Source organism: Pontibacter toksunensis (genome assembly GCF_042686245.1).
GTDB classification, from domain to species: Bacteria; Bacteroidota; Bacteroidia; order Cytophagales; family Hymenobacteraceae; genus Pontibacter; species Pontibacter toksunensis.
Genome location: NZ_JBHUOX010000001.1, coordinates 434,787 through 456,206, shown reverse-complemented (window position 1 = coordinate 456,206; position 21,420 = coordinate 434,787). Strand labels below are relative to the sequence as shown.

Here is a 21,420-nt window from a genome sequence, read left to right as displayed (position 1 = left end):
CAGCAGTGCCTAGCATAGTTGCTAAGATGACATTCAAAGGTATATAAGCAAAAATCCCTGAGCCAGTAAAGACTCAGGGATTTCATTTATACTATGGGAGATGATTACATCATGCCGCCCATTCCGCCCATGCCACCTGGCATAGCTGGAGCACCTTTTTCTTCTTCCGGATCTTCAGAAACCACACACTCGGTAGTTAACAGCAGACCTGCGATAGAAGCTGCGTTCTCAAGAGCCAAACGGGTAACTTTTGTTGGGTCGATGATACCAGCAGCAAACATGTTCTCGTACTTGTCGTCGCGGGCATTGTAACCAAAGTCAGTTTTGCCTTCACGAACAGCCTGCACCACTACTGAACCTTCGCCACCAGCATTGTAAACTATGGTTCTCAGCGGAGACTCAAGGGCAGTCTTGATGATCTGCACACCTGTCTGCTCGTCAGCATTGTATACATCGATGTTGTTCAGGGCATCAATAGCGCGGATAAGGGCAACGCCACCACCTGCTACAATACCTTCTTCAACGGCAGCGCGCGTTGCATGCAAGGCATCGTCAACGCGGTCTTTCTTCTCTTTCATCTCTACTTCAGTAGAAGCACCGATATAAAGAATAGCTACACCACCAGACAGCTTCGCAAGACGCTCCTGCAGTTTCTCTCTGTCATAATCAGATGTAGTAGACTCCATCTGAGACTTGATCTGGTTAACGCGCGATACGATATCATCTTTCTGGCCGGCACCATTTACAAGTGTCGTGTTGTCTTTGTCGATGATTACTTTTTCTGCCTGGCCTAAATATTCCAAGGTAGCATTTTCCAGTTTATAGCCACGCTCTTCAGAGATAACAGTACCACCTGTCAGGATGGCGATGTCTTCCAGCATTGCTTTTCTTCTGTCGCCAAAGCCAGGAGCTTTAACAGCGGCAATTTTAAGAGAGCCACGCAGTTTGTTTACTACCAGGGTAGCAAGTGCTTCACCGTCTACATCTTCAGAAACGATAACAAGGCCTTTACCTGTCTGAACCACTTGCTCCAATACAGGAAGCAGTTCTTTCATGGTAGACACTTTCTTGTCGTAGATCAGGATGTAAGGGTTGTCGAACTCTGCTTCCATTTTCTCTGCGTTTGTCACAAAGTAAGGAGACAGGTAACCGCGGTCGAACTGCATACCTTCCACAGTTTTCACCTCAGTTTCAGTACCTTTTGCTTCTTCTACAGTTATTACTCCGTCTTTACCAACTTTGTCCATTGCGTCGGCAATCATTTTACCGATTTCAGCGTCGTTGTTGGCAGAGATTGTACCTACCTGGGAGATTTCAGAAGAGTTTTCAATTTTCTTCGACTGTGAGCGAAGGTTATCAACAACCGCATGAACGGCTTTATCAATACCACGCTTCAAGTCCATTGGGTTAGCACCAGCCGCTACGTTCTTGATACCGGCAGTGTAAATAGCCTGCGCCAGCACAGTAGCTGTAGTAGTACCATCACCAGCCTGGTCAGCCGTTTTAGAGGCAATTTCTTTTAAAAGCTGGGCACCCATGTTTTCGATAGGGTCTTTCAGTTCAATTTCTTTCGCAACTGAAACACCGTCTTTTGTGATAGTTGGGGCACCAAATTTTTTATCGATGATAACATTACGTCCTTTAGGACCTAATGTCACCTTCACTGCATTTGCTAATTTGTCAACGCCGGACTTTATCTTGGTGCGGGCTTCTGTATCAAATGTGATGTTCTTAGCCATAGTTTATCTTACTTTTGGAATACGTATTAAATCTTAAAAATTAAAGAACCGCCAGGATGTCAGACTCACGCATGATCAGGTAGTCGCTACCGTCTACGGAAATCTCTGTGCCTGCGTACTTGCCATACAACACCTGGTCGCCAACTTGTACCTGTGGCTTCAGCAGGGCGCCCTGCTCAGAAGTTTTGCCTTCGCCTACGGCTACTACCTCACCACGCTGTGGTTTTTCTTTGGCAGTGTCAGGAATGATAATACCTGATTTTGTTTTCTCTTCTGCTGCAGCAGGAGCTACGATTACTCTGTCTGCTAATGGTTTAATGCTGATTGACATATGTTATTGTTATTAGGTTATATTGTTTTGAAATGAGTTAATAACACTACTGCTCTATCAATTCCTTTGCCAAGACTCTAAAACTGCCATATTGAGCTATTTTTACCCCTCAGAGCGTCATTTTTACAGTGGTTTCCGTCAAATTCTGTCACAAACGGGAACTAATTCTAAATTTACTGACAGTAGTGGCACTGGCAGTAAACAAAAAAGCCGACCTAATCGATCGGCTTTTCTTTATTTATAGTGTCTTTTTACTTATTGGTTCGCTGTATCAATCATCTCTGGTATGTCAGCTGCATCTGGTATCACAGTAGTGCTGTCTTCTCCGGCTGCAGCAGCACCAGGGAACGCGGCAGGACCGCCTGGAAGCTGTGACTGACGGGCACGCTCTTCGTTTACGCTTCTGTTTACAGCAGAATCACCGGCAGTATCCACCATCATGTGCGTACCCAATGTCAGTACAACCAGTCCGATAGCGAAGCCCCAGGTCAGTTTCTCCAACAGATCCCCTGTGCGCTTCACGCCCATCAGCTGGCTGGCACCGCCGCCGCCAAACTGGCTTGAAAGACCGCCTCCTTTAGGGTTTTGAGCAAGTACAACTAATATCAGCAGTACGCAAATAAAGATAATGATACTGATAAGGGCGATATACATCTTAGTTTAGGTTTTGTAATTTTTCTATCTGTTCGGCAAAGTAACTCTTTTTTTCCGGATTTTTCAAAATGAGCTGCTCATATATTTTGATGGCCTTTTTTACCTTTCCCTGTTTCAGAAAGATATTGGCAAGGCTCTCTGATGCAATGCCTTTTTTGATCTTTGAGTTCCTTAACGACAGATCTTCCTGCGGTTCCTGCTTCATCCGGAGGTTGTTCATCGTCTTCAGGCGCGGGTTCAGCTTCAGGAACTGATCAATTATATTCAGTTGATGGTGCAGGGACGGACCTTTCTGCTCCTCAGGTTGCTCTTCCAGAACGTGCGTTTTGGTATACTCCAGTATCAGCTCCGGGTGAAAGCCTTCCGGCTGCTGGCGCGTTACCTCATCTTTTAACTGCAGCGCTTCTCCCATGCGGCTCGACGACATCCAGTATCCAATGGTGTCCTCGGCATACATTCTGCCTATTTCACTGAAAGAGTAGTTGAGTTGAGCCTCCTCAGGTGCTTCGACAACAGGCGCATCGTCTTCATATATAGTATGCGTCGGATCTGTTGTTACTATTTCCAGGGAAGAGGTTTCTTCACCAGCTGCAGACAAAAGGCCTTCATCCAAAACATATACACTCTGTGCCGTAACAGCACTTTCTTCGGCTATGATCCGGGCCAGTTCTTCATCCGCCTCTCTGAAATCATCAGGAAAAGAGACATGGCTTTGCTGCTCTTTATCTTCTGCCACTGCACGAGGGGTATCTATGTCAGGCTTTTGTGCCAGAAGGTCTGTAAATGAAGAATTCAGGCTGTTGATGATGAGTAACTGGGCAAGCTCATACGGAATGCTTTCACCCGCTTCCTGATTTGCCTCCTGCGTGTCAGCTGCTAAAGGTTCGTCAGCATTATCCTCACTTAATGATACAAGCGCTTCTTCTTCCTCTACTATCCTGCCTGCTTCTGTTAAGGGCTCCTCTGAGTTTGCTGCCGCTTCTTCAGCAATGACTTCATTTGCAGAAGCCTCCTCTGACACTGCTTCTATGGCACTAATTTCCTCAACAACAACGGTGTTAACGACATCCGCCTGATGTGTTACAGGAGCGGATTCAACTACAGAAGCCTCTGTTTCAGGGGAAGGCAGAAGCTGTTCCTCTGAAACCGGCTCCTCAAATACAGGCTGAGGGGCAGGGGAGGTATAAATGATGCGCTTCAGCACCTGCCGGTTTGTGGCATAGGCGGATGCCCGGCGCAGGCGTTGTGTCGATAGCATGCTGCCTTTGTCGTGAGCAGACTTTGCGAGCAACAGATGGGCTGTCTGGCAATAGGGGAAAGTAGCAGCCATCTTCTCCAGTTCTTCCGTCTGCTGGTCGGAGATGCTTGCTGCCTGTTGGATCAGTTCCAGGAATGCTGACTTGTTCATGCTGGCTAAGCTACTAAAATAAAAGGTTCATTACCAATCTGCCACTGTTTTGTTGAAAACGTCCGTCACCAACCGCTCCGACAGCTGCTCTATCTGCGCTGTTGAAAGCTGTGTGATGTCCAGGTCCTGCGGAAAGTCCTGTGAAATGGTAAAGGTCCTGTCAAAATCTTTGTCCGGTTGCACCGTATTTGTAAAACGGACCTGCACACTTAAGGTGAGGCGGTTCAACCCGGCAATGTCATTCTGTCCTTCCCGCTGAATGGCTGCAGGAGAGTAATTGAAAGATACTATCTGCCCCTCTAACTGCAAATCTCCTTCCGACTGCATCACCGTCAGGTTGGTGTTGCGGCGGTAGTAGTCGGTAAACTGGTTTGTTACCACCAGTGTCAGGTTAGCAGGTCCTTCCCCTGTCAGGTTCTCGAAGTTCTGGATGGATATACTTTTGATGTCCGGAGAAATGGTAGTGCCGGTGAAAGAATAAATACCACAGCCACTGCACAGTAAGAGTAGCAGGGGTATAGCAAGGCTTATACAGTGCAGGTTAATCTTCAATGTCATACTGTTTTAATTTTCGGTACAGCGTACGCTCTGAAATACCTAAATCCTGAGCTGCATACTTCCGCTTGTTGTTGTGCTTTTTCAGCGCCTTCAGGATAAGTTCTTTCTCTTTGTTTTCCAGCGACAGGCTCTCTTCTTCATACTCGTGCGGAATATCCTCCACTTTCTGCTCTTCATATTCCTGTACCTGTGCTCTGTTAACGGGTAAGTAGTACGGTTCCTTGTGTACCGGTTCCTGAGGCTGGTAACTACGTCCGTTGCCGTTATACTGCTGCTCGATGTTCTCGAACAGGTGGCTATGCTCTTTCAACAACTCCTCATCATTGGGCTGGTGGGTGATCATGTCGAATACCAGCTTTTTCAGCTCTGACACATCGCGCCGCATATCGAACAGCACCTTATAGAGCAGGTCGCGCTCTGAAAAGTTATGATCCCCCGACTGCTCTTTTGCCAGCACAGCCGGGAGGTTGCTCTTTACCTGCTCCTGTGGCAGATAGGTGCGGAGCTTCTGGGCACCTACTTCCCTTTCATACTCCAGCACTGAAATTTGCTCCACCATATTCTTGAGCTGGCGAATGTTGCCCGGGAACGGGAAACGCACCAGTTCCTGCACAGCATCCGGTGTTAGGGTAATCGGCTTGACTTTGTACTTTTCAGAAAAATCAGCAGCAAACTTTCTGAATAACAAATAAATGTCATCACCTCTTTCACGTAAAGATGGAACTGTGATAGGAACAGTATTCAGGCGGTAATAGAGGTCTTCCCTGAAACGGCCGTTCTCTACTGCCCGAATCAGGTTCACGTTGGTGGCAGCCACTACGCGTACATCTGTTTTCTGTACCTTTGAGGATCCTACTTTTATAAACTCCCCGTTTTCCAGTACCCGCAGCAGGCGTGCCTGCGTGCCTAGGGGCATTTCGCCAATCTCATCCAGGAAAATGGTGCCACCATCTGTCACTTCGAAATAACCCTTGCGGGCTTCCTGAGCACCTGTAAAAGATCCTTTCTCATGCCCGTAAAGCTCAGAATCAATGGTGCCCTCGGGTATGGCCCCGCAGTTAATGGCAATGAACTGACCGTGCTTCCGCGGGCTCAGCTGGTGTATGATCTTAGAGAAGGACTCTTTACCACTACCGCTTTCTCCCGTTATCAGCACCGTCATATCAGTAGGAGCCACCTGCACAGCCACCTGTATGGCATGGTTGAGCAGGGGAGAGTTTCCTATGATCCCAAAACGCTGCTTTATACTTTGAATATCAATGTTGCGCATGTATTTCTGATTTGAAGATTAGGTTATCAGAAAATGGAGAATGTGCCTGAAGAAAATCTCACTTCAGCACATGTCTTCATCTCCATGTCTAATCTACTGCTTCCCCGAAAAGGGTGCCGACGCTACAGTCGTGTACAAACACGTTCACGTAATCACCTTTTTTATAGTGCTTCTTGTCGAAGATGACCACCTTGTTCTGGTCGTTACGGCCACTCAGCTGCTCATCAGATTTCTTAGAGTAACCTTCCACCAGCACTTTATGCACTCTGCCCACATCCAGTTTGTTGCGGTTCAGGGACGTTTCGCGCTGTTTCTCGATTATTTCTGCAAGGCGTCGCTTCTTCACTTCCAACGGAATGTCGTCTTCTAATTTTCGCGCAGCCAGTGTGCCTGGGCGCTCAGAGTAGAAGAACATATAGGAGTAGTCATACTGCACATAGTCCATGAGCGAGAGCGTGTCCTGGTGCTCTTCTTCGGATTCGGTGCAGAAGCCGGCTATCATGTCCGAAGAAATGCCACATTCCTGCCCTAAAATCCGCCGGATAGCATCCACCCGGTTCAGGTACCAGTCACGGTCGTAGGTGCGGTTCATCAACTCCAGCACACGGGAATTACCGCTTTGCGCTGGCAAGTGTATATATTTGCAGATGTTATCGTACTTTTTGATGGTGTACAATACCTCATCTGTGATATCTTTTGGATGCGATGTCGAAAACCTGACACGCAGGTTGTGGTCTAACAGCGCCACTTTCTCCAGAAGCTGAGCAAAGTTTACTGTTTCTGCGCCGTCTTCTGACACCCATTTGTAAGAATCCACGTTCTGGCCCAGCAGCGTTACTTCTTTGTAACCTTGGTATATCAGCGCCTGTGCTTCTCGTACAATGGAGTGCGCATCGCGGCTACGCTCACGGCCACGCGTGAACGGCACCACGCAGAAAGAGCACATGTTGTCGCAGCCACGCATAATGGAGATATAGGCACTCACCCCATTGCTGTTCAGGCGGATGGGGTTGATGTCGGCATACGTTTCTTCACGGGACAGCAGCACGTTTACCGCTTTCTGCCCGCCATCCACTTCGCTAATCAGGTTCGGAAGGTCGCGGTAAGCATCGGGTCCTACTACAAGGTCTACTATCTTTTCTTCTTCCAGCAGCGATTTCTTCAGGCGCTCCGCCATACATCCCAGCACGCCTACCATCATCGCCGGCTTCTTCTTCTTGAAGTAATTTATCTGGCCTAAGCGGTTGCGGACTGTCTGTTCTGCTTTTTCCCGGATAGAGCAGGTATTCAAGAACACAAGGTCCGCCTGTGCTATGTCGGAGGTGGTATCAAACCCTTGCTCAAACATAATGGAGGAAACAATTTCGCTATCGGAGAAATTCATCTGGCAGCCATAGCTCTCGATGTATAACTTGCGTCCCTTTCCTGTGTTTGTTTCCGCTGTCACCTTTGTGTCGCAGGCTGCAGCTTGCTCTGGTGTGCGGTTATCTATGAAATCTAAATCTACTATTGGATCCATACTATAAAGTTACAACTGCAAATATAAGATAATCTCCTCTAATAACGTGACAGAATGACAGGCACATTTATTAATTGCGGATTACGCATTACTAATTCCTGATTAAGTGTCTCAGAATAAGGAAAACTTTTTATAGTCATCTTTACTAATGCCACAACCAACATCATTGTGCTAATCCTCTATCAGATCATTCTCAGTTCAGGATGGAAGGTGCAGCCGTCAACCCTGCCCAAGCACTTTCAAAATGGCCTTCGCCTTCAGAAGGCATTCGGCGAATTCCTGCTCCGGATCTGAATCATAGGTGATGGCGCTCCCGACCATGAAGGAAAGATATCTGTTACTGGCATTGTACTGAATGCTGCGAATGACCACATTGAAATCGCAGTCGTTGTTCGATTTGATAAACCCGAAAGTGCCGGAGTACAGCCCCCTGCGTGTAGCCTCGAGAGCCTCTATGAGCTGTAACGCACTGATCTTGGGTGCCCCTGTCATGCTGCCCATCGGAAAGGCACCCGTCAATGCATCTACCAGGTCCTTGTCAGGTCGCAGATTGCCTACAATGGTAGAAATCATCTGCGAAACCTGCCGGAAACCGTAAATGCCGAACATTTCCTCTACCTGCACAGTTCCGGTGGCGCAGGAGTGGCCCAAATCATTCCGCACCAAGTCAACTATCATCATGTTCTCGGCAAGTTCCTTCTCGTTGTGGCGCAACTGGTACTGCAACAGCGCATCTTCCTGTGGCGTTGCACCGCGACGTGTGGTACCTTTTATAGGCTGCGATATAAGCTTTTGGCCTTCTTTCTTCAGGAAACGTTCCGGTGAGGCGCACAGCAAGTACTTGTCGTGGTACTTTAAATAGCCTGAGAAAGGAGTGGGGGAAGCATGGTTGAGCGCCAGGTAGAGCGGCAAAGGAGCAAGTGCCACATCCTCCGCATAGAACTCTATGCAGTAGTTGAGCTCGTAAACATCACCCTCCAGAATGTGCTCCCGTATTTGCTCAACGGCTGCTACGTACTTTTCTTTTGTAACCCGCTGCTTTACAGCAACAGCTTTAGGAGTGGCAGGTAAAGCAGCGGGAGTTTCTTGTATAGCAACTACAGATGATGCTATGTTATCTTCTGTACTATAGATGCATATGCTGTCCTGTTTAAAGTACAGGTGTATGTCTGGAGAGAAAAAATGCAGGAGGGGAAAGCCCACATGATCGGGGTGCTGGCTCTGCAGATTCTCAATCTGGTTCTTCAAATCATAGGATAGAAAGCCGCAAAGAAGCTGATTTTCTTTCTGTAGCTCCTGTCGCAGGCTTTTAAAAGCGCTCATTTCAGCCAGAGGTACAGAAGCACCAGACGACACAGCCAGCAGGTGCTCAAAGCCATGGTGCGGGTAAGGGATTTCATTTGAAGTATAATAGGCTACATGCGGATGCTGGTTAGCCCAGGCCAATGCTTTCATCCGGAATTCCTCCAGCGAAACGGTTATATCAGCTGCCCTTAATTCTGTAGCGTACATTTTATTCAGTAGTAGAATCATCATCCAATACCCTTACAGGCTAGTATGGATCATTGCATAAGGCGTCTCTTTGAATTTAAATTTCCCGCATCACACGCCTCAAAATTACAGGTCAGAAAGTGCCAGTTTCGCTTTGGTATCGATGCTGTTTTTGTACGGGTGACCCTTGTAACTCAGCGCTTGCTTAAAGTAGGCCTTTGCTTTAGCAGGTTCGTTCGCATTCAGGTAAATGTAGCCTAGTTGCAGCGAAGCATTCGGGGCAAAGTATAAGTCGCTGGTGCCAGAGACATCTATTGTCTTTTTGTAAAAAGCAATGGCTTCCTGTAAATCCTCCAGTCCGTGATAAATCCTCCCTTTGCGGTAGAAGTATTCAGCCCGAACTGGTAAGGGCAAGGCAGTCGTAAGCTTCATTTGTTTCAGGTCCTGTAGTGCTTTAATGTAATAGCCGCCATCAGCATGCAGGCGCGCCCGTAGCAAGGGCAGTACAGGTTCCTCAGCATCTTCTACGTAACGGACGGCATACTTATCTTCCTCAGTCTCGGCTATGCCAGTTTCTGCTATTCTGTTAAAGTGCCACTTCGCTTGCGGGGTATGATCGTACAATAGGTAAGCCAGATATAGTTTAAAAAGTGTGGCTTTTAAATAATGCTTTCCCTTGTGCTGTTTCAGGAACAACTGGTTTTTCTGAATGGAGGTGTCATAGTCTCCACGAAACAGGTAGAGGTCAGCGGCCATATGGTGCAGGAAAGGGAACTGGAGGTACTCCTTGCCCACGGGTCTGTTATGATACATATACAAGGCTGCGTCGCTTTGCTTCGTTTTCTTTAGCAGGTGCATTGCAGCAAAATGGAACAGCAGGTTATCCGGGTTAGCTCTGGCAAGGGAGGTAGCTCGTGTTACTGCCTGTTCCGGCTCTTCCTGTTCCAGCAAATGCAGCACCAGCGCGTGCAAAAGCTGTGCCTCCTCCTGAAACGGATTCTTAGTGGTCGCTGCAACCGTCAGGTTAGTCATGCCCCTTTTCACGCTGCCTTCCAGGCCAATGATATTTAGGAACCACGTGTACTGATCCGGTACAGAACCCAGCAGAATTTGCAGCACACCCAGGTTCTTTTTGTTTGGAACGAAACTGGGCCAGCGTCTGGCATTATCTGCGTATTGCACATAAGCCTTACGAAAGTCCCATGCTGCTGACAATCGATTGCCAAACAATAGCTTAGACATGGCCAAATGCATTCTTACTTCAGCTGCTGCATAATCGTCCCAGGCGTTTCTATTTTTATGACTTTCTATTATCTCCAGCCTCTGCTCCTGATTCCGTAGCAATAGTACATACCTCTCCGGGTCCTGCTGCACACAAAGCTCCAGGAAGTCAGCATAATTGGCCATTATCAAAGCCGCTGCATTGCCGGGGTCTTTCTGAAGCTCAGCCTTGAGAATGATACGACCATTATCCACCTGGAGCTTCAGCATCTGCCCATAGGCTTTGCCTAAAGCAGGAGTAAAAGCAGAGGAGGCTGAGGCTATTCTAACAGCCAGGAAACAGCACAGCAGCAAAAAAAAAGGATGGGGTTTAGCCATCCTTCTTATATTTATGTTCAAGCGTTTATAGCCCAAAGCTTTTTTACTAGAATACACGCTGCTCTACGCCAGCCAGGATACGGCCACAGTGCTCACACACAATCACTTTCTTCTGAGCAGCAATGTCTGCCTGCCGCTGAGGTGGAACTGTGTTAAAGCAACCACCGCAGGCATCACGCTTCACGGTAACAACAGCCAGGCCGTTGCGCACGTTGCCACGGATACGCGTGTAAGCGCTAAGCAGGCGGTCTTCAATGTTGGAAGCAGCATTATTGCGCTCCTTCTCCAATTGTGTTTCTTCCTCTTCGCTTTCTCCAACTATCTGGTTTAGTTCCTTCTTTTTGTTCTCCAGGTCTTTGCGGCGCTCTTCCAGACGGTTCTTTGTTCCTTCTATCTCTGCGATCTTCTGCTCAATCTGGTAGTGTGCTTCTCTTGTTTTCTTTTCGTTTATCTGGATTTCCAGCTTCTGAAGTTCTATCTCTTTTGTTATAGCATCGTACTCACGGTTGTTGCGTACGTTTTGCTGCTGCTCCTCATATTTGCGAATCAGGCTTTCAGCGTCTTTTGTTGCCTGCTTGCGCTGCGCAATCGAATCATTCAGAAAGGCTACTTCATCATCAAACTTACGAACCCGTACCGCATACCCTTCAATTTCATCTTCTAGATCCTGAACTTCCTCAGGAAGGTCTCCTCTTACTCTTTTGATTTCATCAAGCTGTGAATCGATGGTCTGAAGCTTTAAAAGAGCTTCAAGTTTGCTGGCTACAGTACTTTCCATGTATTAAAAAGTGTATCTGACAGGGTTTGTGTTTACTTCTGATATTAAGACTGCAAAATTAGAGAATTTTTTTGAAATAGCGTCATAAAAAATCTCCTTTGTAAATACCTCACTTTCATAATGCCCGATGTCTGCAATCATCAGCTGACTTTCCGCATCGAAGAATTCATGGTACTTCACATCACCTGTGACCAAGGCATCGGCACCCTGCTGAATGGCATCTTTTATCAGGAAGCTTCCTGCACCGCCGCATACTGCCACCCGCTTTATTCTTTTGTCACCAATAGTGGTGTACCGCAAGCCCTGGAGTTGCATCTTTTCCTTCAGGTAAGCTAGAAAGGTTGCCTCAGCCATCTCTTCTGCCAATTCCCCGATTATCCCAATGCCTACTTCCTGGTTCTGGTTCTCCAGGCCGTATAGGTAATGTGCTACTTCCTCGTAGGGGTGTGCCTTTTGCAAGGCTGCCATTACCCGGCTCTGCAGGTTGGCCGGGAAAATAACCTCTATGCGGTTTTCCTGCACTTCCTCTGGTTTTCCTGGTTCACCTATCGTAGGGTTGGCCTTTTCTGATGGCTGGAAGCGGCCTTTACCCCTTACCTGGAAGCTGCAGTTGCTGTATTCGCCAATGTTGCCGGCGCCCGCTGTATGCAGCGCCTGCAGCACTTCCTCTGTGCTCTCTACCGGTACAAAAGCCACCAGCTGCATCAGGGTCTGCGGCTTGTTCACAAGTATTCGCTGCTGCTGCAGTTCCAGTTTTTCGGCTATCCTGGTGTTTACCCCATGCACCACGTTGTCCAGATTAGTATGACTGGCATAAATAGCGACATCGTTCCGGATGGCTTTAAGGATGGTCCGTTCCACATAGTTGCCCCCCGTCAGCTGTTTAAGTCCTTTAAATATAACGGGGTGATGCGCCACAATGAAGTTGCAGCCTTTTTGCAGTGCTTCCTCAATCACTTCCTCAGTGCAGTCCAGCGTCAGGAGCACACCTTTAACCTCTGCCTGTGCATCTCCTGTTTGTAGTCCTGCGTTGTCGTAGCTTTCCTGGTACCGGAGGGGGGCCAGGTTCTCCAGTAGATTCGTTATGTCCTTTATTCTTGTCATCGTTTTCTATTTCGTTCCTGCTTTGTCGGCATCTCGTTAAAATTAATTTTAAATTTACTCGCTACATAATAATGATGAAATATTTGAAACTGCTGCTCTTGCCTTTCTCTCTGCTGTACGGTGGCGTAACGGTTACCCGAAACATCCTTTACGACAAAGGCAAACTCCCTTCTACACGTTTTGGGCTTCCTGTTATCTCCGTTGGAAACCTGACAGTGGGAGGCACGGGCAAAACCCCACACGTGGAGTACCTGCTTCGCCTGCTGCAGTCATATAAAGTAGCCACTTTGAGCAGGGGGTATAAGCGACAGAGCAAAGGCTTTTTGCTTGCTGATGCAACCAGCACGGCAGCACTTCTGGGCGATGAGCCATACCAGTACCACCGCGACTTCCCAAGTGTAGCTGTAGCTGTTTCTGAAGACCGGGTAGAAGGGATACAGCAACTACAACAACAGGTGCCTCGTGTAGAAGTAGTGGTTCTGGATGATGCGATGCAGCACCGGCCGGTACAGCCTTCGCTGAACATTCTTCTCACTGACTTTAACAGGCCTTTCTACAAAGACTTTGTTTTGCCTGCCGGGCTGCTGCGGGAGCCGCGTCAGGGAGCCGCCAGGGCAGATGCTGTTGTTGTTAGTAAATGCCCAGGCAAATTGGGTGCTGCGCAACAAAGCAAAATCAGGAAAGAAATAGAAAAATACGCCGCGCCGGATACACCAATCTTCTTCTCCACGTTTGTTTATGGAGCACCAGTGGGCATCGGCTTATCAGTTGCGCCTACACAAAAGGTGCTGCTGCTGACAGGTATAGCCAATGCAAATCCTTTAGTAGAAAACCTGGTAGCAGCGGGGCATACGGTGGTGAAGCATGTGGGATACTCAGATCACCATGCGTACAGTGAGCAGGACCTGCAAAAGCTGAAGCAATTGCTGCAGAAACCGGAACTCTCAGGGGCTACAGTAATAACAACACGCAAAGATGCCGTTAAACTGGCAGGACCTGGTTTAGAAGCCCTAACGAAGCAGCTGCCGGTTTTTTACCTTCCCGTTGTTGTGAAGCTATTGCATGCGCAGGAGGAGTTTGATCAGCTGGTACTACGGCATGTGCAGCAATTTTGTGCCGTGACAGACAAGTAAAGCGATCGCTTACGGCTCCGGTGCAGGGCAGAAGCATCAGAAATAATATTAATTCGCTAATTTTGCGACGTGAAAAACAAGATAGTTGCCCTTATTCTTCCTTTTCTTGGCTTGCTTCTCCAGAGCCAGGTTGCCTATTCTCAGATTATCGATGATACAACCAAGCTTTTCTATAGCCCAAAAACGACACTGCAGCTCTACGAGCAGGATGTGCTGCGGGGGCGCTATCTTGAGGAGCCTATCGATACCTTACTGCACAACATACAGAACGAGCGGTACTGGTTCAATGACACATCCTTTTACCAGCACCTGGGCAACGTAGGAACTGCTGCACAGCGTCTTTTTTACTCCCCTCCTCAAAAAATAGGAGTGAGGCTTGGGAAAAACATCTTCGACCGCTATGCCTATGACCCCTATAGAATCAATTATTTCAATACACGTTCGCCTTATACCCATCTTTATTATGTGCAGGGAGCGAGGGGAGAGCAGGTGTTTGAAGGGTTGCACACCCGCAATATTTCCCCCCGCTGGAATGCTGGTGCCGCTTACCAGATTGTAACAGCGAACCAGCAGATAGGGCCGGCAGCCGGAGACAGAAGATCAAGAAGCTTTTTGGACAACCAGGCAATTAAGCTTTTCTCCCATTACCGCTCAAAAGACGAAAACTATAGCCTGTTCTTTAATTTCACATTCATGAAGGTGGAGCAGGTGGAGACAGGAGGTATACTGCCGGATACGGCTGTGCAGGCAGATGCTTCGCTACCTGCCATCCTCGCCAGGTTTGGGGAGGCACCGGTGCAGCTCACGACCGCCCTGAACGAAGAGACCAGGAACAACTTCCACCTCATGCAGATTTACAGGCTGGCAAAAGAGAACCTGAAGGTATACCATGTGCTGGATTACAGGAGGCAGGAGAACAGGTATGAGGATACTAATCCTGCCGCATACCGACCAGCACTGGAAAGTTATTTAACAGCTAACAGTGGTAAACTAGATACTACTTTCACTATTTACAGGGATTACTATTATACCCGTAGACGGACGAACGATATCACCAATTATAAGGAACTGCAGAACACGTTTGGTGTAACGGGCAACTATAAGCTATCCTCCTATAATGCTTACGCCAAGTTGCGTAATGCCACCTTAGCCTATAGTGTCGAAGACACCCTCTCTACAGATTCTACAAAGTATTATACAATAGAACAAAAGGATGCTTTCAACCAGGTACTCATAGGGGGCGATATCAGGCTCATCTACAAAAATCTGGCAGAACTAACCGGAGAGGCAGAATACCAGTTGGGTTCTGATTATCGCATCAAAGGCCGGGCGCGTATCGGTGGTGCTTTCGCTACCCTGGAGCGAACGCTATATTCTCCCACACGTGTAGAGGACTACATGCTCAGCAATCATTTTAAGTGGGATAATGATTTTAAAACCTCCGTGACTGACCGCATCGGAATTGGTTATGCAGGGAAGCTGGGGGTGCGACAGTATATCAAACTGAATGCTCATTTCACGAACATCAAACGGTACATTTATTACAACCAGTTCGCCTTACCGCAGCAGCAGAGTGGAGATCAGCGGCTATGGGGTGCAGATGTGTCGCACCATATCCGATTCGGGCCTGTGCATATAAAGAGTTTTGTCGCCTACACCAATACCGATGAAGCAGATAAGGTAAGGGTGCCGGACTGGCTGCTGGAGTCCACGGCCTACATTGAAGGATTCCTGTTTAAAAAGGCGCTCTTCAGCCAGCTTGGGGTGCAGGCTACCTATGCATCCAGCTACTATGCTGATGCCTATATGCCTGTCACGCAGCAGTTCTATGTGCAGAACAACTTCCAGGTGCAGGGCTACCCAGTGATAGAGGTGTTTCTGAATGCTGACATCAAAACGGTTAACTTTTTCCTGAAGATGAGCCATGTGAATGATGGCCTACTGGAGCCGGTTTACTTTGTGACTCCTTATTATCCCGGAATGCGCCGCAGCTTTACTTTCGGCCTTAAGTGGATGTTTTTCGATTAATATTAGTCCTGTTGCTGTTCCTCAGTACTTCTTATTAAATTCAATAGCCTGTATTTCACTGATAGTATGTCAACTTCATCAACTAAAACCATACTTCGCCTGGAGCTGCCTACCGATCCGCGATGGGTAAACATAGCGGAGAAAAACATAGAAGAAATACTGGTTGACCATGCTTACTGTGAGCAGAAAGCCGCTACTTCGGGTATATCGCTTATCGTGAAGTACCCGGACAAAGAAAAGCTGGTGGAGGAGATGACAGACCTTGTGGCTGAGGAGTGGAGTCACTTTGAAAGGGTACTGGCCGAGCTGAAAAAGCGTGGATACAGCCTGGGTCGCAACCGGCCGGATGAGTACGTGGTAGAACTGACAAAGCACATCCGGAAAGGCGATAAGCGGGAACGCCAGCTAATGGACCACCTGCTGGTGAATGCGCTGATTGAAGCCAGGAGCTGTGAACGCTTTAAACTGCTCTGGAAAAATATTGCGGATGAAGGCCTGCAACAGTTTTACTATGAACTAATGGTATCGGAAGCAGGCCATTACGTGAGTTTCGTGAAGCTGGCAAAAGAATACATGCCTGCTGATGTAGTAGATGCCCGCCTGAAGGAACTCTTGGCTATTGAAGCCGACATCATCCGTAACCTGAAGCCCAGGCACGACCGGATGCACTGATTCATTTTACAATTATCATTTATCAAAAACAGGAAAGGCTGAAGAAAACATCTTCAGCCTTTCCTGTTTTTACCTTTCTAATGTATGAAGTAATAATTGGTAAATGAGCAACGATAAATGAAATCAGGTTTTCTGCTTTTTCTTTTTAGCAGCCGGGAAGAGAATGTTATTCAGAATGAGGCGGTAGCCGGGAGAGTTTGGGTGTAGGGCCAGATCAGTAGGGTCTTCTCCCACCAGGTGCTGGTAATCTTCCGGGTCGTGGCCGCCATAAAAAGTCCAAGTGCCCCTTGCGTAGGTGCCGTGCATGTACCGGATTTCATTCAGCTCTTTGTTTTCGCCCATCACAATCACCTCAGGCTTTACCAGCTTTCTTCTGAAAGCAGTCGTCTGCCCCATAAATCCTTTGATGGTTTTCTCATGGTTCTGAGTCAGCATGGTCGGAATCGGGTCCCATTTGGCAGAAAATGTGAATAGCTGAAAGTAATCGTTTGCCTCTGTTACCGACCGTTCCTGTGGCTGCACGTCGATGTTGGAGTACTCATACTCCAAAGGGTTGCGTGAAATCCTGAAATCACGGAAAGCAAGCGTATTATCGAAGTTAAGTTTCTGCTGTGCCTGTGGGTCAGCACCGTCACCATCAAACATGGCTTCCACAATGTCTACTCCCTCAGCAGCCAAAGCAATATCATAGGTATCGGTAGCAGAGCACATCGCAAACAAAAAGCCACCACCGGCACAGAATTCTTTGATACGGTTCACCACGCCCAGCTTCATCTCTGACACTTTCTTAAACCCGAGCTTTGCAGCAGACTCTTCCAGTTCACGCTGCTGCTCCTGGTACCAGGGGTGGTGGCGGTAACTGGCATAGAATTTTCCGTACTGGCCGGTAAAATCCTCGTGGTGCAGGTGCAGCCAGTCATACTTCGGCAAATCACCTTTTACTATTTCTTCGTCATAAATCACATCGTAGGGTATCTCAGCGTAAGTCAGTACCAAGGTAACGGCATCATCCCAGGGCATTTTTGACTTAGGAGAGTATACCGCAATTTTAGGCACTTTCTCCAGCTTCATAATATCCATATTTGCCTCTGGGTTGCTTATTTCGGTTAAAATGCTGTTATATTGGGCGTCTGAGATAACCTTATAGCTGACCCCCCTCACAATGAGTTCATTTTCCAGCTGCGGGGCATGCTGAAAGGCAAAACTGCCGCCCCGGTAATTCAGCAGCCAGTCCACCGAAACATTTTTACCCAATGCCCAATAAGCTACGCCATAAGATTTTAAATGGTCTTTCTGCGTCTCGTCCATTGGCAGCAGAATAGTGCTGGCCATAGAGGAAAATGAAAGCAGAAACAGCGACAAAATAAGCGTGGTGGTACGGAAAAACATGCGATTCGTCTTTAAAATAAGGTTTATGGTATAATATCGACTTCAAAGTCATTTAATGGCATTAACTTAGATGCAATGCCTTTATAGTATACTTAACGTAAATTAGTAACAAAGCGCACATCTTCCAAGCATATGAACCTGATAGAAAACATTCTGGAGGGCCTCCGGTCGATACATGGTAACCTGCTTCGGACCGTTCTGACAGGCCTGATCATCGCCTTCGGCATTATGTCTTTGGTTGGTATCTTAACGGCTGTAGACAGCATGAAGTATTCGCTGACGAAAACCTTTTCCAGCCTTGGGGCTAATTCCTTTGACATACGCCGCGCCGGTATGAATAACAGAGGCATGGATCAGGGACGTGCCGAGAAAGTGTATCCCGTAATTTCTTACAACCAGGCGGTGATGTACAAGGAGCAAATGCCGGCTGATGCACGCGTATCCCTGTCAGCTTTTGTTTCAGGAGCCACCGTGGTGAAAAGCGAAACAGAAAAAACAAACCCCAATGTGAATATTGTTGCTGGTGATGAAAATTACATGCTCAACAATAGCCTGAACTTATCTAAGGGACGGGACTTCTCTACCTTTGAGCAGGAGCAGGGAGCGAATGTCGCTATAGTTGGTGATGAGATTGTTAGTACCCTGTTCAAGAACCAAGAAGCAGTCGGAAATTATATTTCGTTTCTGGGCCGCCGCTTCAAAATAATAGGTGTGCTTGAAAAGAAGGGAAGCAGTATGGGCGGCAGCGGTGACCGTCGTATAATCATTCCGCTGGAAACAGGCCGTCAGATACCGCGAACGGGCGAGGGAACCCTAAACTATGATATCAAAACAGCTATCTACAGGGCAGATGAGTTGGACTATGTGATGGGCGAGGCAACCGGCGTTATGCGAAATATAAGGCAGGATGCACTGGGACAGGAGGATTCTTTTGAAATCAGAAGGAGCGATTCGGCATTGCGGAGCCTGGATGAAATTTCAGGCTACCTGAAGATAGGGGGCTTCCTGATTGGATTTATTACGTTACTGGGGGCATCGGTTGGTTTGATGAACATCATGATGGTATCTGTGAACGAGCGGACCCGGGAAATAGGAGTGCGCAAGGCGTTAGGAGCTACAGCTTTCCAGATACGCCAGCAGTTCCTGATAGAGGCGATTGTGATTTGTATATTAGGTGGGTTTGTAGGCGTAATGCTCGGCATTGTCATGGGTAACGGCATTGCTTCCCTCATGGGTGAAGGTGGCTTTATAGTACCATGGATCTGGGTGATAGTCGGAATGGCGATATGTGTAATTGTGGGCGTAATTTCCGGGTACTATCCAGCCTTCAAGGCTTCTAAGCTGGACCCTATAGAATCGCTCCGTTACGAATAAGTATTTTCCTAGAAATGAAACAAAAAACCCTCTGCCTGAATAGGAGAGGGTTTTTTGTTTAAGGTATATTTATTTTTACTTCTTTGTAGCTGTTGTATCAGCAGCCGCTTTCTCTGTTGTATATGCCTCGTTCAGGGCGTTCACTACTTCAGTGGTAATGTCACGGGAAGGGTCGCTGTAAAGAATAGCGCTGTTGCCACGTGAGTAAGTCAGTACCATTTCGTAGCCTTTTTCTTCGCTCAGTTTCTTCAGGTATTCTTCTACACGATCGTAGATCTTCTTCATTTCCTCTGATTCTTCGCCAGCCAGATCGTTACCAGCCGATTGCTGCAACTGCTGTAGTTGCTGCTGCTTTTGCTGCAGACGCTGCTCTGTTTGCGCCCGCTGCTGCGCGCTCATGTTCTGGCCTGTCTGCTGATATCTTTCAACTTCCTTCTGGAACGCTTCTGCCTGTGAGCGAAGGTTCTGCTCTGCTTTCTGGCCTTTGCCCTGCAGGCGGGTACGAACGTCTTTGAAATACTCGTAGTTCGTCAGAAGCGAATCAGAGTTAACATAAACAATATCTGGAGTTGTACCGGCCTCGCTGGTGGTGTTTACTCCTTCTACTTTAGGCGCTTCTGTGCAGGCTCCCAGAAAAGAAGCTGCCATTGCCAAGCCTAAGGAAATCTTTAGAACTTTCACTATTTCGTTGGTTTTTGATTTGTTGAAAGAATTATCAGCTTAAATATAGCATTAAACTTTACCATTTACCTAATGCTTCAGTACTTCCTGGTAAGTTTCTTCTGCCTCCATTAACCCTGCTGCATTAAGCTGTGTCAGGCGAACATGCTTCGTTTCATTTACCAGTACAGGGTCATATTTCGCGGCAACGCGTACATAGTTTTCCGTCCATCCCTCCATAACGCCGTCCTTCACATCGTCTTCAAATAAAACGTTAAACTCGCGGCCGATATTCTGCTCATAGAAAGCTCTTTTCTTTTTCTCGGATAAGATGCGCAGCATATCGGCGCGGCGATTGCGGTCTTTGGTGCTTACCTTGCCTGGCATTTCAGGTGCTAGGGTGTTTTCACGCTCTGAGTAAGGGAACACGTGCAGGTAACTCACATCCAGATCGTTCAGGAAATTATAAGTTTCCAGAAAATCCTCCTCTGTTTCCCCCGGAAAGCCAACAATCACATCTACACCAATGCAGCAGTGCGGCATCAGGTCCTTTATGCTGGCTACACGATCAGCATACAGCTCCCGCTGGTAACGGCGGCGCATCAGTTTCAGTATGTTATTTGAACCTGACTGCAGCGGTACATGGAAATGCGGCATAAAGCGGTTGCTCTGCGCCACAAAGGCTATTATTTCGTCTTTCAGCAGGTTTGGCTCTATAGATGAAATGCGGAAACGTTCAATTCTCTCTACCTTATCCAGTTCCTGAACCAGCTCGTAAAATGTTTCTACCCGCTGGCCGTCCTGTATTCCAAAGTCCCCGGTATTCACGCCTGTTAGCACAATCTCCTTAACACCGGATGCGGCTATCTCGTTAGCCGATCGAACAACATTAATGATGCTGTCGGAGCGGCTGTTGCCACGCGCGAGGGGAATAGTACAGAAAGAGCAGGAATAATCGCAGCCGTCCTGTACCTTCAGAAAAGTGCGGGTACGGTCGCCGAAAGAGTAAGAGTTATGAAATGTATTTGCTTCTGAAATAGGACTGGCATGTACCTCTGCTTTGTCTTTCTTCTCGAATGTCTCCAGTATGTCCACTAACTGAAACTTCTCAGCTGCTCCTAATACGGCATCCACTCCCGGAATCTCAGAAATTTCCTTCGGCTTTAGCTGCGCATAGCATCCAACAATGGTGATAAAGGCGTTTGGAGAATGTTTCAGCGCCTCCTTCACAATTTTACGACACTTTTTATCTGCATTGTCCGTGACAGAACACGTGTTGATGACATAAATGTCTGGGGTATCCGTGAACTCCACCTTCTCAAAACCACGCTCCTGGAAAATACGCCCAATGGTGCTGGTTTCAGAATAATTCAGCTTACAGCCTAAGGTATAAAAAGTTACTTTTTTCATAATCAGGCTGCAAAGGTATGAAATTTCTACCTTATTGCTGCAATCAATTCTACAAAAGTGCTGAGGCTATAAGGTTGAGCGTGAATGGATTAAAGATAAGGCCTGATGTTGTGCTTTATGTTATATGAGCGCTTAATGGAGACAGAAATATATTGTTTTGTATGAAAACTACCAGATTCTCAAAATTAAGGATCTGCAACTGTTTTATCATTAAAATTAAAAATTGGTAAAGAATATAAAAAAATGTTAGGCATACCATAATTGATGCAAGAAGGAGCAGGGTAATGATTTAGATAGGGTATA

Annotated in this window: 18 protein-coding genes; 4 read left to right on the top strand and 14 right to left on the bottom strand. The window is 47.3% G+C overall.

Going from position 1 to position 21,420, the window contains the following annotated elements:
- Window positions 1-104: 104 nt before the first annotated feature.
- From groL to ACFS7Z_RS01950, 11 genes are all read right to left on the bottom strand, one after another.
- On the bottom strand, window positions 105-1,739 hold the full coding sequence (gene groL, locus ACFS7Z_RS02000) for a chaperonin GroEL (protein ID WP_377480088.1): 1,635 nt from the start codon (window positions 1,737-1,739) through the stop codon (window positions 105-107).
- Between the two features lie 40 nt (window positions 1,740-1,779).
- Window positions 1,780-2,070: a co-chaperone GroES gene (gene groES / locus ACFS7Z_RS01995; protein WP_377480085.1), complete on the bottom strand. Its 291-nt coding sequence runs from the start codon at window positions 2,068-2,070 to the stop codon at window positions 1,780-1,782.
- Window positions 2,071-2,325: 255 nt separating this feature from the next.
- Window positions 2,326-2,724, bottom strand: coding sequence for a preprotein translocase subunit SecG (gene secG, locus ACFS7Z_RS01990; protein ID WP_377480082.1), 399 nt, complete (start codon window positions 2,722-2,724; stop codon window positions 2,326-2,328).
- Window position 2,725: 1 nt separating this feature from the next.
- A complete protein-coding gene (locus ACFS7Z_RS01985; RefSeq protein ID WP_377480079.1) occupies window positions 2,726-4,132 on the bottom strand; it encodes a hypothetical protein in 1,407 nt (468 codons plus the stop codon).
- A gap of 30 nt (window positions 4,133-4,162) precedes the next feature.
- Complete coding sequence (locus tag ACFS7Z_RS01980; protein ID WP_377480076.1) at window positions 4,163-4,690, bottom strand: LptE family protein; 528 nt, start codon at window positions 4,688-4,690, stop codon at window positions 4,163-4,165.
- Window positions 4,674-5,960 carry a sigma-54 interaction domain-containing protein gene (locus tag ACFS7Z_RS01975; protein WP_377480073.1) on the bottom strand — a complete coding sequence of 429 codons (1,287 nt, stop codon included), beginning with the start codon at window positions 5,958-5,960 and terminating at the stop codon, window positions 4,674-4,676. The genes ACFS7Z_RS01980 and ACFS7Z_RS01975 overlap by 17 nt, the downstream gene beginning before the upstream one ends.
- Before the next feature lie 88 nt (window positions 5,961-6,048).
- Window positions 6,049-7,479, bottom strand: a complete 1,431-nt coding sequence (miaB, locus tag ACFS7Z_RS01970; protein ID WP_377480070.1) for a tRNA (N6-isopentenyl adenosine(37)-C2)-methylthiotransferase MiaB — start codon at window positions 7,477-7,479, stop codon at window positions 6,049-6,051.
- Window positions 7,480-7,698: 219 nt separating this feature from the next.
- Window positions 7,699-8,991, bottom strand: a complete 1,293-nt coding sequence (locus ACFS7Z_RS01965) for an anthranilate synthase component I family protein (protein WP_377480067.1) — start codon at window positions 8,989-8,991, stop codon at window positions 7,699-7,701.
- Between the two features lie 105 nt (window positions 8,992-9,096).
- On the bottom strand, window positions 9,097-10,569 hold the full coding sequence (locus ACFS7Z_RS01960) for a tetratricopeptide repeat protein (RefSeq protein WP_377480063.1): 1,473 nt from the start codon (window positions 10,567-10,569) through the stop codon (window positions 9,097-9,099).
- Between the two features lie 46 nt (window positions 10,570-10,615).
- Complete coding sequence (locus ACFS7Z_RS01955; RefSeq protein WP_377480061.1) at window positions 10,616-11,347, bottom strand: zinc ribbon domain-containing protein; 732 nt, start codon at window positions 11,345-11,347, stop codon at window positions 10,616-10,618.
- A 3-nt stretch (window positions 11,348-11,350) separates the two neighbouring features.
- Complete coding sequence (locus tag ACFS7Z_RS01950) at window positions 11,351-12,451, bottom strand: Nif3-like dinuclear metal center hexameric protein (RefSeq protein WP_377480057.1); 1,101 nt, start codon at window positions 12,449-12,451, stop codon at window positions 11,351-11,353.
- Between the two features lie 71 nt (window positions 12,452-12,522).
- On the opposite strand from ACFS7Z_RS01950, the gene lpxK reads away from it, so the two are divergent.
- The 3 genes from lpxK to miaE all read left to right on the top strand — a co-directional run bounded on the left by lpxK (window position 12,523) and on the right by miaE (window position 16,284).
- A complete protein-coding gene (lpxK, locus tag ACFS7Z_RS01945) occupies window positions 12,523-13,584 on the top strand; it encodes a tetraacyldisaccharide 4'-kinase (protein ID WP_377480054.1) in 1,062 nt (353 codons plus the stop codon).
- 69 nt (window positions 13,585-13,653) lie between these two features.
- Window positions 13,654-15,612 (top strand): putative porin, encoded by a 1,959-nt coding sequence (locus tag ACFS7Z_RS01940; protein WP_377480051.1) that lies wholly within the window; start codon window positions 13,654-13,656, stop codon window positions 15,610-15,612.
- Between the two features lie 66 nt (window positions 15,613-15,678).
- Window positions 15,679-16,284 carry a tRNA-(ms[2]io[6]A)-hydroxylase gene (miaE, locus tag ACFS7Z_RS01935; protein WP_377480048.1) on the top strand — a complete coding sequence of 202 codons (606 nt, stop codon included), beginning with the start codon at window positions 15,679-15,681 and terminating at the stop codon, window positions 16,282-16,284.
- A gap of 123 nt (window positions 16,285-16,407) precedes the next feature.
- On the opposite strand, the gene ACFS7Z_RS01930 is transcribed toward miaE, so the two are convergent.
- A complete protein-coding gene (locus tag ACFS7Z_RS01930) occupies window positions 16,408-17,673 on the bottom strand; it encodes an asparagine synthetase B (protein WP_377480045.1) in 1,266 nt (421 codons plus the stop codon).
- Window positions 17,674-17,805: 132 nt separating this feature from the next.
- Here ACFS7Z_RS01930 and ACFS7Z_RS01925 point away from each other — a divergent pair, with 132 nt between their 5' ends.
- Window positions 17,806-19,047 (top strand): ABC transporter permease, encoded by a 1,242-nt coding sequence (locus tag ACFS7Z_RS01925; protein WP_377480043.1) that lies wholly within the window; start codon window positions 17,806-17,808, stop codon window positions 19,045-19,047.
- Window positions 19,048-19,122: 75 nt separating this feature from the next.
- On the opposite strand, the gene ACFS7Z_RS01920 is transcribed toward ACFS7Z_RS01925, so the two are convergent.
- Window positions 19,123-19,728 carry an OmpH family outer membrane protein gene (locus ACFS7Z_RS01920; RefSeq protein WP_377480040.1) on the bottom strand — a complete coding sequence of 202 codons (606 nt, stop codon included), beginning with the start codon at window positions 19,726-19,728 and terminating at the stop codon, window positions 19,123-19,125.
- 69 nt (window positions 19,729-19,797) lie between these two features.
- The gene (gene mtaB / locus ACFS7Z_RS01915) at window positions 19,798-21,117 is read right to left on the bottom strand and encodes a tRNA (N(6)-L-threonylcarbamoyladenosine(37)-C(2))-methylthiotransferase MtaB (protein ID WP_377480036.1); all 1,320 of its coding nucleotides are present in this window, start codon (window positions 21,115-21,117) and stop codon (window positions 19,798-19,800) included.
- Between the last annotated feature and the right edge of the window lie 303 nt (window positions 21,118-21,420).

What these genes read in the sequence shown, in the direction of transcription:
- ACFS7Z_RS01925 (WP_377480043.1), top strand. Translation starts at nt 17,806, where the DNA reads ATGAACCTGATAGAAAACATTCTGGAGGGCCTCCGGTCGATACATGGT.
- lpxK (WP_377480054.1), top strand. Translation starts at nt 12,523, where the DNA reads ATGATGAAATATTTGAAACTGCTGCTCTTGCCTTTCTCTCTGCTGTAC.
- ACFS7Z_RS01930 (WP_377480045.1), bottom strand. Translation starts at nt 17,673, where the DNA reads ATGTTTTTCCGTACCACCACGCTTATTTTGTCGCTGTTTCTGCTTTCA.
- miaE (WP_377480048.1), top strand. Translation starts at nt 15,679, where the DNA reads ATGTCAACTTCATCAACTAAAACCATACTTCGCCTGGAGCTGCCTACC.
- ACFS7Z_RS01980 (WP_377480076.1), bottom strand. Translation starts at nt 4,690, where the DNA reads ATGACATTGAAGATTAACCTGCACTGTATAAGCCTTGCTATACCCCTG.
- groES (WP_377480085.1), bottom strand. Translation starts at nt 2,070, where the DNA reads ATGTCAATCAGCATTAAACCATTAGCAGACAGAGTAATCGTAGCTCCT.
- ACFS7Z_RS01975 (WP_377480073.1), bottom strand. Translation starts at nt 5,960, where the DNA reads ATGCGCAACATTGATATTCAAAGTATAAAGCAGCGTTTTGGGATCATA.
- ACFS7Z_RS01965 (WP_377480067.1), bottom strand. Translation starts at nt 8,991, where the DNA reads ATGTACGCTACAGAATTAAGGGCAGCTGATATAACCGTTTCGCTGGAG.
- secG (WP_377480082.1), bottom strand. Translation starts at nt 2,724, where the DNA reads ATGTATATCGCCCTTATCAGTATCATTATCTTTATTTGCGTACTGCTG.
- miaB (WP_377480070.1), bottom strand. Translation starts at nt 7,479, where the DNA reads ATGGATCCAATAGTAGATTTAGATTTCATAGATAACCGCACACCAGAG.
- ACFS7Z_RS01950 (WP_377480057.1), bottom strand. Translation starts at nt 12,451, where the DNA reads ATGACAAGAATAAAGGACATAACGAATCTACTGGAGAACCTGGCCCCC.
- ACFS7Z_RS01985 (WP_377480079.1), bottom strand. Translation starts at nt 4,132, where the DNA reads ATGAACAAGTCAGCATTCCTGGAACTGATCCAACAGGCAGCAAGCATC.
- groL (WP_377480088.1), bottom strand. Translation starts at nt 1,739, where the DNA reads ATGGCTAAGAACATCACATTTGATACAGAAGCCCGCACCAAGATAAAG.
- mtaB (WP_377480036.1), bottom strand. Translation starts at nt 21,117, where the DNA reads ATGAAAAAAGTAACTTTTTATACCTTAGGCTGTAAGCTGAATTATTCT.
- ACFS7Z_RS01960 (WP_377480063.1), bottom strand. Translation starts at nt 10,569, where the DNA reads ATGGCTAAACCCCATCCTTTTTTTTTGCTGCTGTGCTGTTTCCTGGCT.
- ACFS7Z_RS01955 (WP_377480061.1), bottom strand. Translation starts at nt 11,347, where the DNA reads ATGGAAAGTACTGTAGCCAGCAAACTTGAAGCTCTTTTAAAGCTTCAG.